Origin of the sequence: Candidatus Jidaibacter acanthamoeba (genome assembly GCF_000815465.1) — a bacterium.
Classification (GTDB): domain Bacteria; phylum Pseudomonadota; class Alphaproteobacteria; order Rickettsiales; family Midichloriaceae; genus Jidaibacter; species Jidaibacter acanthamoebae.
This window is the reverse complement of record NZ_JSWE01000139.1, coordinates 1-10,533: the sequence shown is the minus strand read 5'-3', so window position 1 is coordinate 10,533 and position 10,533 is coordinate 1. Positions and strand designations below refer to the sequence as shown.

Annotated in this window: 15 protein-coding genes; 13 read left to right on the top strand and 2 right to left on the bottom strand. The window is 31.6% G+C overall.

Annotated features, from left to right (window positions below; translation table 11 throughout):
• Positions 1-403 precede the first annotated feature (403 nt).
• The 11 genes from NF27_RS07040 (at position 404) to NF27_RS06990 (ending at position 8,379) form a co-directional block, all read left to right on the top strand.
• The gene (locus NF27_RS07040) at positions 404-985 is read left to right on the top strand and encodes a uracil-DNA glycosylase family protein (RefSeq protein WP_039457546.1); all 582 of its coding nucleotides are present in this window, start codon (positions 404-406) and stop codon (positions 983-985) included.
• A 144-nt stretch (positions 986-1,129) separates the two neighbouring features.
• On the top strand, positions 1,130-1,996 hold the full coding sequence (rpoH, locus tag NF27_RS07035; RefSeq protein WP_039457544.1) for an RNA polymerase sigma factor RpoH: 867 nt from the start codon (positions 1,130-1,132) through the stop codon (positions 1,994-1,996).
• Entirely contained in the window at positions 1,993-2,739 is a 747-nt protein-coding gene (gene ubiG / locus NF27_RS07030; RefSeq protein ID WP_039457542.1) for a bifunctional 2-polyprenyl-6-hydroxyphenol methylase/3-demethylubiquinol 3-O-methyltransferase UbiG, read from the top strand. The genes rpoH and ubiG overlap by 4 nt, the downstream gene beginning before the upstream one ends.
• A gap of 6 nt (positions 2,740-2,745) precedes the next feature.
• Complete coding sequence (gene lipB, locus NF27_RS07025; protein ID WP_039457539.1) at positions 2,746-3,408, top strand: lipoyl(octanoyl) transferase LipB; 663 nt, start codon at positions 2,746-2,748, stop codon at positions 3,406-3,408.
• The gene (locus NF27_RS07020; protein WP_161791826.1) at positions 3,401-3,895 is read left to right on the top strand and encodes a redoxin family protein; all 495 of its coding nucleotides are present in this window, start codon (positions 3,401-3,403) and stop codon (positions 3,893-3,895) included. The genes lipB and NF27_RS07020 overlap by 8 nt, the downstream gene beginning before the upstream one ends.
• Positions 3,870-4,892, top strand: coding sequence for an aminoglycoside phosphotransferase family protein (locus tag NF27_RS07015; protein WP_039457535.1), 1,023 nt, complete (start codon positions 3,870-3,872; stop codon positions 4,890-4,892). The genes NF27_RS07020 and NF27_RS07015 overlap by 26 nt, the downstream gene beginning before the upstream one ends.
• Positions 4,882-5,613, top strand: coding sequence for a nucleotidyltransferase family protein (locus NF27_RS07010; RefSeq protein WP_152606865.1), 732 nt, complete (start codon positions 4,882-4,884; stop codon positions 5,611-5,613). Before NF27_RS07015 ends, NF27_RS07010 begins: the two co-directional genes overlap by 11 nt.
• Entirely contained in the window at positions 5,610-6,038 is a 429-nt protein-coding gene (locus NF27_RS07005) for a flagellar FliJ family protein (protein WP_039457528.1), read from the top strand. Before NF27_RS07010 ends, NF27_RS07005 begins: the two co-directional genes overlap by 4 nt.
• Positions 6,039-6,058: 20 nt before the next feature.
• Positions 6,059-6,988, top strand: coding sequence for an NAD(P)H-quinone oxidoreductase (locus NF27_RS07000; RefSeq protein WP_039457551.1), 930 nt, complete (start codon positions 6,059-6,061; stop codon positions 6,986-6,988).
• A gap of 289 nt (positions 6,989-7,277) precedes the next feature.
• Positions 7,278-7,523, top strand: a complete 246-nt coding sequence (locus NF27_RS06995; RefSeq protein WP_053332661.1) for a BON domain-containing protein — start codon at positions 7,278-7,280, stop codon at positions 7,521-7,523.
• A gap of 55 nt (positions 7,524-7,578) precedes the next feature.
• Entirely contained in the window at positions 7,579-8,379 is an 801-nt protein-coding gene (locus tag NF27_RS06990; protein ID WP_053332660.1) for a BON domain-containing protein, read from the top strand.
• 108 nt (positions 8,380-8,487) lie between these two features.
• Here the strand turns inward: NF27_RS06990 and NF27_RS13170 are convergent, their stop codons facing one another.
• Positions 8,488-8,613 (bottom strand): hypothetical protein, encoded by a 126-nt coding sequence (locus NF27_RS13170; protein ID WP_275574616.1) that lies wholly within the window; start codon positions 8,611-8,613, stop codon positions 8,488-8,490.
• A gap of 346 nt (positions 8,614-8,959) precedes the next feature.
• Entirely contained in the window at positions 8,960-9,520 is a 561-nt protein-coding gene (locus NF27_RS06985) for a hypothetical protein (protein WP_039457524.1), read from the bottom strand.
• 244 nt (positions 9,521-9,764) lie between these two features.
• Here NF27_RS06985 and NF27_RS06980 point away from each other — a divergent pair, with 244 nt between their 5' ends.
• Positions 9,765-10,079, top strand: a complete 315-nt coding sequence (locus tag NF27_RS06980) for a hypothetical protein (RefSeq protein WP_039457522.1) — start codon at positions 9,765-9,767, stop codon at positions 10,077-10,079.
• 125 nt (positions 10,080-10,204) lie between these two features.
• Positions 10,205-10,426 (top strand): hypothetical protein, encoded by a 222-nt coding sequence (locus tag NF27_RS06975; RefSeq protein WP_039457521.1) that lies wholly within the window; start codon positions 10,205-10,207, stop codon positions 10,424-10,426.
• Positions 10,427-10,533: the final 107 nt, after the last annotated feature.

The window sequence follows — 10,533 nt, the reverse complement described above, 5'->3', positions numbered from 1 at the left end:
AAATACTTTATTGAGAGACAATTTAATTTACCTACTCCTGCTTATATATTCTAAAGAATATTATAAACATATATACCTTCTTCCTTCAATTTCATTCTTTGCAACACTGCCCTATTATTTGTATATAATAACTTTTTTAAAAATAATATTAAGTAACTATACTTTATCTTAAACAAATTTAACAGTTAAAGTTAATTTTTGACTTAGCATATCTTTTAGTTTTATATTAGAGCTTTATTAAATATATGCACAACCGCATAAAGAACCTTTTTTAGCAAGCAAGAAATAATTTGATCATTATTTTTAACTGTAAAACCTTAAAATAGCATTTATTTTTCTTAGAATTCTAATATTATTAAAGCATCTTATTGTACTATATATTTGTTTAAGAGATCAAAAAGTTATGGATATAGCTCAAATAATTTTAGAAATTGAAAATTATATTTCTTCAATTCCTGGAATGAAAAACGGTTATAAGCCGATATTACAGCTAAGCCCTAAAGCGAAACTACTTATAATCGGGCAAGCTCCCGGGAGAAAGGCGCAAGAAAGCGGTATACCCTGGAATGACCGCTCCGGTGACACTTTAAGATCTTGGCTCAACCTTTCGAGGGAAGTTTTTTATAACAAAGATAAAATAGCAATTATGCCTATCGGCTTTTATTACACAGGTGTTAATAAGCATGGGGGAGATAACCCTCCCGATATAAATTGTGCAAAATTATGGCATCAAAGCTTAATTGATCAAATGCCTAATATTGAGCTTACTATTTTAATCGGTTCTTATGCGCAAAACTATTACTTAAAACGCAGAATAAAGAATACTATGAGAGATACTATACAAGCCTGGAAGGATTATCTTCCTGAATATTTGGTTTTGCCGCATCCGAGCTGGAGAAACAATGCATGGATTAAAAAAAATAAATGGTTTAACGAAGAATTACTTCCGGAGGTAAACAAGATAGTGGGTAAAGTACTCACATAAGAAGAAAAATTTATTATAAATTTATAGAGAAAGCTATTGTAAGCACCACTTGCCATTCACTAATTTAAATGATATTATTTACACTAATTCCGGATAAATAAAAAAACATTTGGAAAAGGGCACGTTTTTAAAGAGGTACATTTTATGTCATTAATGGCTTTACCTATAATTCATTCCGATACCGGTTTATCAAAGTATCTTCAGCAAATAGCCAAATTTCCTATTCTCAGTGAAAAAGAAGAATATGACCTTGCCGTTAAGTGGCATGAGTCTCAGGATCTGGAAGCGGCTCATTTTCTCGTTACCAGCCATTTAAGACTTGTTGCTAAAATTGCAATTAAGTTTAGTGGCTATGGCTTGCCGGTTATTGATATTATATCGGAAGGCAATTTAGGATTAATGCATGCAGTTAAAAAGTATAACCCTTATAACGGAAACCGATTTTCAACCTATGCGATCTGGTGGATAAAAGCTTATATACAAGATTATGTGCTGAAATCTTGGAGCTTAGTTAAAATGGGTACTTCCGCAACCAAAAAAAAGCTATTTTATAACCTTAACAGAATCAAAAACAAACTAAGTCATTCAACCCAAGATGGAGATACCAGTCAAGTTGATGTAATTGCAAAAGAATTAAATGTTGATCGCAAAGATGTGATTGAGATGAACGGCATGATGAGCAATTCTACAATTTCATTAAATAGACAAGTATATGAAGATGATGACGTAGAGCTTATTGAGATGTTGCCGGATTCATCACCTAATCAAGAAATTACTTTACTTGAAAATGATGACTTAAGGCGTAAAAAAGCATTACTTACTAACGCAATGCAAAAGCTAACTCCTCGCGAGCAGGATATAATCGGGGCAAGAATGTTACAAGATAAGCCTGCGACTTTAGATGTGCTTAGTCAAAAATACGGTATATCCTGTGAAAGAATTCGACAAATTGAAGCAAAAGCTTTCGGAAAATTAAAATTAGATGTTATTCAAGGTCATGAAGCTTTATGAGCCTTACCTCACCTTCAATTGACCAAAGTGAAGTAGATAAGTTTTCTCGGATTGCTGACGAGTGGTGGGATGAATGTGGAAAATTCAAACCTTTGCATCAGTTAAATCCGATCAGAATCAAGTATATACGAGATAAAGTTATTAAACACTTTGCTATTGAAAAAGAAGCCAAACCTCTGAGTTCCATGAAAATATTAGATATCGGTTGCGGCGGCGGGTTACTTACCGTTCCGCTTGGAAAGCTCGGTGCTGATATTCTTGGAATTGATGTTACGGAAAAAAATATAAAAATTGCTAATGCCCACAAAATTAAAAATAACCTAGCGGATAATATAAATTTTCTCCATACAACTATAGAAAAATTAGAGCAGGAGAATGAAAAATTTGATGTAGTAATTACAATGGAAGTGGTTGAGCATGTTGCTGACCTTAATTCGTTTTTAAAATCCTCTTTAAATGTTTTAAAGCCCGGAGGGCTTATATTTATTTCCACCCTAAACAAGACTTTAAAATCATATTTATTAGCTATAATCGGTGCCGAGTATGTTTTAAGATGGCTGCCCGTCGGCACCCATGACTGGAATAAATTTTTAGCTCCAGAAGATATTATTTCTCGCTTGGCTGAAAATAATATTAAACATAGCGACCCGGTCGGGGTAAGTTATAATCCTCTATACCAAGCGTGGTCTATATCTGAAGATATAAGCGTAAATTATATGTTATACGGCATTAAACAAGAATAAGTATTTATGCCTTACCCGCTTGATCAAATTTATTCTAAAACTCTTATAAACTATCCTGATGCATTAGCAAAAATGGAATTTTTAGCTCAGGAAATCAGCGAACAAAAAAGAAACTCGACTCTTTGGTTATTGCAGCACCCACCAATATATACCGCAGGTTCTGGTGCACAAAGGGAGGATTTAATAGAAGAAAAATTCCCGGTATATCAATCCGGCAGAGGCGGTAAATACACATATCATGACCCCGGGCAACGCATAGTTTATCTTATGATTAACTTAAAGCAAATTCAAACTCAACCTGATATTAGAGAGTTCATAAAAAGACTGGAAAACTCAGCTATCACTACTTTTAAGGAAATCGGAATAAACACTTTCCTTAAAGAAGGGCTGATCGGGATATGGACTAAAAAAGATGGTATAGACCATAAAATTGCTGCCATCGGGATTAGAGTAAAACGCTGGGTGACTTATCACGGCATTGCTTTTAATATTTCCCCCAAATTAACAAACTTTAGCGGAATAATCCCTTGCGGAATAAAAGAATACGGGGTTACCTCCTTAAGTGATTTAGGGGTTAATGTAAGCTTCACTGAATTTGACCAAATTTTTGTAAAGCATTTTTGTGCATCTTTTAATTTTTATTTAAGTGAAAATTATGAAAATGGGTAAATATATTCCACTCACTTTTTTTATATTATTAGTCGCTTTACTTGGCTATAAAACAATAAACACTAAGCCGGACAATATACAGCTTGTTCAAAACCTATATTTTGATGCTTCCAAACTTAAATCAGCAATTAACAATCAACCGATTATTCATCCTAATAATAAATACATACTGCATGTTTGTTCTTCATGGTGCACGACATGTAAACAAAATCATTATGAGTTAATTAGGCTTAGCAACGAAAAAGCAATAAAAATTATCGGAATTATTTGGCAGGATAAAAGAGAAAATATAGATAAAATGTTGCAAAAAGAAGGTAACCCTTATTATGATTTAATTAATGCAGATGAAGAAACAATTATAAATTTAGGTATATCCGCAATTCCGGAAACATTTATAGTTAGCAAAAGTAACCGAGTTTTATTAAAATTCAGCGGAGAAATAAAGGAGGAAGAACTAAGGCATGCCTTTTACACATCAAATAACTAAAGTTGAAAATCACATAATAGATGATATTGATTTTTGCATTAAACTTGAAGAGTTTCTGCATGATTACGGCATTAAAACATATAAGCTGATTAAAATAGATACCGACGCATCAAAACGGCATTATTATAGAATAATTACCCTTGAAAAAAGTTATATTTTAATGGATTCAAGCCAAGAACCTGAATCAGTTACTCCTTTTTTAAATGTTGCAAATTTACTCATTAAACATGAGATAAAAGCACCTGTAGTTTATGCGGAAAATCTTGAGCAGGGCTTGCTACTTTTAGAGGATTTAGGAAATGATTCATACACAAAATTTATTGATAATAGTTCTGAGCAGGAACAACTCCTCTATTCACATGCAATCGATGTATTAATTAAAATTGCAAAGGCTGAAGTAGATATCTCTCTCCCCTTGCAAGATGAAAAACTTTTAAATGCCGGAGTATTAATTTTTAATGAATTTTATATTCACCATAAACTAGAGCCGAAAGCTGCAATAAACGCTTCAAAAGAAATATTAAATACCTTCAGTGAATTATATAAACTATTAAAAAATTACAAATTAGTTTTAACTCTCCGTGATTACCATGCTGATAACCTAATGTGGATAAAACACAATAATACCACACACAAAGTCGGCGTGCTGGACTTTCAGGATGCAGTGCTGGGCTTGCCCGGATATGACCTGGTTTCTTTGCTCGAAGATGCAAGAAGAGATGTAAGTCCTAAAGTAGTTGAGTCTTGTAAAGCACAGTATTTTTCCTCTTTTCAAAATATGAAGCACTCGGATTTAGAGCTTATATACGCAATTTTGGGGGCACAAAGAAATTTAAGAATAGTTGGAGCTTTTCACAGGCTTAATATAAAATATAATAAATACAAATATTTAAAATATTTACCAAGGGTTTGGCAACATATAAAAAACAATCTGGAACACCCTACTTTAGAACCTTTAAAAGAAATTTTTGAAAAATATAAGCTATATGAATTCTAATAAAATAAAAGTCGGAATGATACTTGCCGCCGGCTTTGGAAACAGGTTAAAACCTCTTACTCTCACCACCCCGAAACCACTTATTAAAGTCCGGGATAAGGCGCTTATCGACTATGCAATTGGTCATTTATATAGCGTAGGAATCAGAAAAATAATAGTTAATACTCATTATCTTGCCGATCAAATTCACACCCATTTGGAAAAATATAGAGCTACTGATATTGAAATTATAATTTCTCATGAAAAAGAGCTGTTAGAGACGGGAGGCGGTATTTTAAATGCGATGAGAAATATAGTAGATGAGCCTTTTTTAGTTATAAATTCCGATATCTTTTTGGATAAAGAAAGCTTTACCCCACCTCTTTCAAATTTGGTTAAAACTTGGAACCCTAACATAATGGACGGGTTATTTTTACTCAAAAATTTTCAGCATATCAACTATTCTTACAGTGGAGATTTTAACTTAAATGAGACAGGTAAGCTAGTTAGATCAGAGTCTAAAAACAAATTTATCTTTATAGGCAGCTATATAGTTTCACCTGAATTTTTTAACGGTTATGAGGTGCAGCGTTTACCTATGAACGAGATACTGTTTAAATCTACTGAAAAAGATTATACTAAATATAAATTTTACGGCTTGGAACTAACCTCTAAATGGTTTGACATAGGAACTTTAGAACGATTAAATAGTCTTGAAGCTTACTTAAAAAATAAAAAATGAATATTAAACAACTCTTAAGAGTAATTAAGATTTATAAAAAGCAAATCGAAGATTTACAGCTTGAAAAATCCGCATTAATAAACCGGTTGAATTCTTATGAAGCACTTTTGAAGGATATTGAAAGCCAAAGAAAGAATGAGATGGATGTCATTGCGCAAAGTGTTAATCCAACCATAGAATATACCGGTTTCTTTAAATCATTAAAGTTAAGAACCGCTGAAATCAATGAAAAAATAAACTTAGTAAAACAAGAGATTTCTCAAGTTAATAATAAAATAGTTGATGTTTTTAAAGAGCAGCGCAAATATGAAATACTAATTGATAGATTTAAACTTCAAGAATTGGAAAAAGAAAAACAGGAAGAATTAAAACAATTTGATGAATTAAATATTTTTAAACGCTCTCCGGAAGATACATTAAACTAAGTTTTATGAGTGGTAATAATATGAAACAATTTCAAATTCAAAGTGACGGCTCTATAAAATTAGTTTTGACCGATATACCTACTCCGAAAGAAAACGAGCTTTTAATCAAAGTGAGTTCAATAGGAATAAATAGAGCTGATATCCTACAAAGAGAAGGGCTTTACCCGGCTCCAAACGGTGATAATGTACCGGGGCTGGAAATTGCGGGAATAATAGAAGGAACGAACCGGAAGGTCTGCGCGCTTCTTGAGAGCGGAGGGTATAGTGAATATGTATGTGCAAAAAAAAGTCAAGTTATCTTTTTGGAAGAAGATTTTGATTTAATTCAAGCTGCTGCGCTTCCCGAAGCTTTGACTACCGTCTGGATGGCGTTATTTGACTGCGGTAGAATTAAAGCAAATAAAAATATACTTATACATGGCGGCTCAAGCGGTATAGGTTCTTTCGCTATTCAGGCGGCAGCTTCACTGGGGTGCAAAGTTTTTACCTCAACAAGCAATGAAAATAAATTTGATTTCTGCCGAAAACTTGGTGCTAGTTTTTGTTTCAACTATACTACTAATAATTTTTCAGCGCTTATTAAAGAAAATGGGGGCACGGACATTATTGTTGATATTTTAGGCGGTAAATATTTGCAGGAAAATATTAAATCCTTAAACAAATATGGAAAGTTAATCAGCTTAGCAGTAATGGACGGCTCCGAAGCTAAAATTAATATGGGGGCAGTTTTAATGAAAAATCTCAATATTATCGGCACCACATTAAGATCAAAACCAGAGAATATAAAAGAAACATATATTCAAAATGTTAAAGACATATTAATGCCTTTTGTTTATTCAAAAAAAATTACTCCGATTATTGACAGTATTTATAAATTTGAAGAAGTGGAAATTGCTCATAATAAGATAAAAAGCAGAACTCATAAAGGTAAAATTATACTTAAATTATAGCTCTTTGTTATAAACTTTTATACTTTGCTTTTGAAAAACCCGCATTATTTTCACGATAAACTCAAAAAAAACAAGCATCCGTGTACCCATACTAACATACTGATATATAACAACATATCCATCTTCCGATTCTTGAAACGTAAATAAAATTTTGCCTCATATGAATTTTTTATTTGATTTTAAATCATTTTTGTGATTTTCTACTTATCAGATAATATCGTTATTATTTATCCAATTTATTAGGGTTTATTTTTAAAACACAAAACTATTTAATAGAAAGGAGTATAACATGGACAATATTACCAGCAAAGTAGGCGATGCTATAAGTGATACAACTATCACAACAAAAATAAAAGCAAAACTTGCAGCCGACAGCATTGCAAGTGCCTATAATATCAGTGTTGAAACCAATCAAGGTGTTGTCACCGTATCCGGTAAGGCGCCTAATCAAGAAGCAGTGGACAGAACAATAAACATTGTTAAAGACACTGATGGTGTTAGAGAAGTTAAAAACAATCTGACTATCCAAGACTAAGTTTATGCATTACAAGCATAAATAATAATATTTTAATTTAAATTGAAGAGGACTTATGATTATCAAGAATTTAAAAGCTCTAGCTATTGCTACATCTATCGTTGCACTTGGTACAGCAAATATTGCTAATGCGAAAGTTTCTACCTCAACAGATCATAGCAGTACCGTTAAAAACTTAGTACCGGATTCTGCAATCACAACTTCAATCAAAAGCGAATTCTTAGCTGATAGCACAATCAACGGTTTAAGCATTCACGTTGAAACCATTAACGGTGTTGTTACCTTAACCGGAAACGTTCCAAGCGAAGATATGAAAAATAGAGCTATATCTATCGCTCAAAGCAGAGAAGGAGTTAAAAAAGTTGTTTCTAAAATGAAAATTACAACTGAGAAACATCCAGTAAAAACTGCCATATCTGATTCAGCAATCACTGCTTCAATTAAAAGTGAATTTTTAGCTGATAGCGACATTAACGGTTTAAGCATTCATGTTGAAACCAAAAACGGTGTTGTTACCTTAACCGGAAACGTTCCAAGCGAAGATATGAAAAATAGGGCAATTTCTATTGCACAAAACAGAGACGGTGTTAAGAAAGTTAATTCTAAATTAAAAATTACCGGCGTAAAACACCCTGTAAAGACTGCTGTATCTGACTCAGCAATCACCGCTTCAATAAAAAGAGATTTCTTAGCTGATAGTGCAATTAACGGTTTAAGCATTCATGTTGAAACATCTAACGGTGTAGTAGTACTTACCGGTGATGTACCGAATGGTGATATGAAAGCAAGAGCAGAATCTATTGCACAAAGCAAAGATGGTGTTAAGCAAGTTGTTTCTAAATTAAGAATTAAATAACAATTTACCCTTAATTTTATAGAAAATAAAAGCCCATGATTTAGAAATAAATTGTGGGCTTTTGTTTAGCTGTTTTATAGTTAATATACTTTTTCTATAGTAAATTCTTTAGTGTCGAATAGTATGAGACTTATCCTTATTTTCTTTAATAAGTTGATTTAAATCCACAATATTTTCATTATACCTTTCATTCAACTTATCTTTATCTGAGTGATCAATATTTAAGGTTGTCAAATTTAATCACAAAATACCTTATGTTGTAGGGGTTCTGACCTTTAAACCTCGATTTTTCCGATTATATTTCGCTAAGCTAGCAATTGCAGGGCTTCCTAATATCTTTTATCGATCTATTTTTTAAGTGGACAATTTTTTCCGTATCAAAGATATACATAAGTAATTTTTTGTAATAGCATATCAAGTTTATATTGGGGTAATAAAAATATATTAATTAGATAGAAATTCTCAAAATCATATTATATGAATTATTTGAGTAATGTTATTAATATAATAAATGTTTAGATAAAAAGTAATATTTTACCTTAAGACTTAGCTAAGATTATTAGTAAAGTAATATTTAGAATCACGATTTACCAGTATAATTACTTATCTCAGTTCTTTCATTTAAAATTTTAGCTTGGTAACTTTTATTGCTTTTTTTTTCACCATAAGATGTTTTTTCTTTATGGTTAGGAGGAGTTTTATCAATTCTACTAGATATAATAGTTTGTAATTCATCATGTAAGATTTCTCCAGCTTTAGGAGCATGATTTTTTTGGTCATTAAGATAATCTTCTATGATCTCTTGAACAAGAAAAGGATTAATATTAATATCTAATAAAGTAGTAAGTACTTTTTTAGTTTGGGCAGAATTATAAGTTTCTTTATTTATATCTTGAATAGCTAAAGATAAGAAGTTTTTAACTATGGAGTAATCGTTATATAAAATCATCAATGTTTTATGTCTTTCTGGAAGAACAGAAACTAAATCACAAAAGAAGCCATACTTCCCTTTGCTAAGACTTAATTTGAAGGGCAGATAATCTGACTTTACTAAAATTCTACCTAATTTATGTTCATTGTCCCATTTATTAAATAGCGCTTCTATCATTTCCTTGTCTTCAATTTTTACATAAAAAGGCATATTTCGTTGAGAAGAACCTAAATCATAAGGAGAAAGCTCTATAGTTTTTAGTTTTTTTTAGTATTACCTTCATTATCAATAATATCTTTTTCCCAACTTACTTTCCTTTTTTTCATTTTAACTCTTCTCTTATTTTTTGTTTAAGTATAATAATCTAGAATCTTCTATCAATTTAAATTAAATTAACTTTTGGTTAACTTTTTAGTGCTATTATTTAATAATATATTTGAAAATATAAACATTTATGAAAAGAGCTTCAGAAAAGAGTAAAGATAAAGTAGTTTCCAAAAAACCAAGAGTGTACCGCCAAGGTAGAATAGATATTGATGATACAGAAATATCAGAGAAAAGGCTAGATGTATTAGCAAGAGTTTTAGATACTGGTTATAAAGATTGTGTAGCAGTTTGCCTAGTTCAAGGTCAGTTATTAATCGCAAGCAATACTATACATGCAGGTATAAAATCAGGCCAGGAGGAAGCTAGAGAAGAAGTTAAAATAATAAGAAATGTCATGAGCTATTATGCATCAGTTGCTCAAGGTAAACCCCCGAAAAAATAATAGAGAATCTACTTTTAAAAGTATATGTCAGAGTAGAATAAAATCTGAGGGAGAGGGTTATATATCAAGCTAGATGAAGATATCATTGACGAAATACCCTTAAAAGTTTTGTTAAACTATGATAGATGGAAAACCTCCCAATTAAAGGAATATTAAAAGATCATAATATCAATCAACAACCATATGTTTTAATTACCTATGGAATAATCAACCAAATTGCAAGGGACTTTCTGAAAAGTGAGCAATATTTAAAGAAAAACCGCACTGATAAAAATAACGATTTAGTAAATGCCTTTAAAGGCCAAGAAAATAACCAATTGATAATAGATCCAGCAGAGGGCAGGTAGCGTTGCAAAGAATTAATAGTAGGTAGTGAAATTATTTAATTAAGGGAGGTTTTTTAGAATATATAAGCAGGAGTAGGTAAATTAAATTGTCTCTCAATAAAGTATTT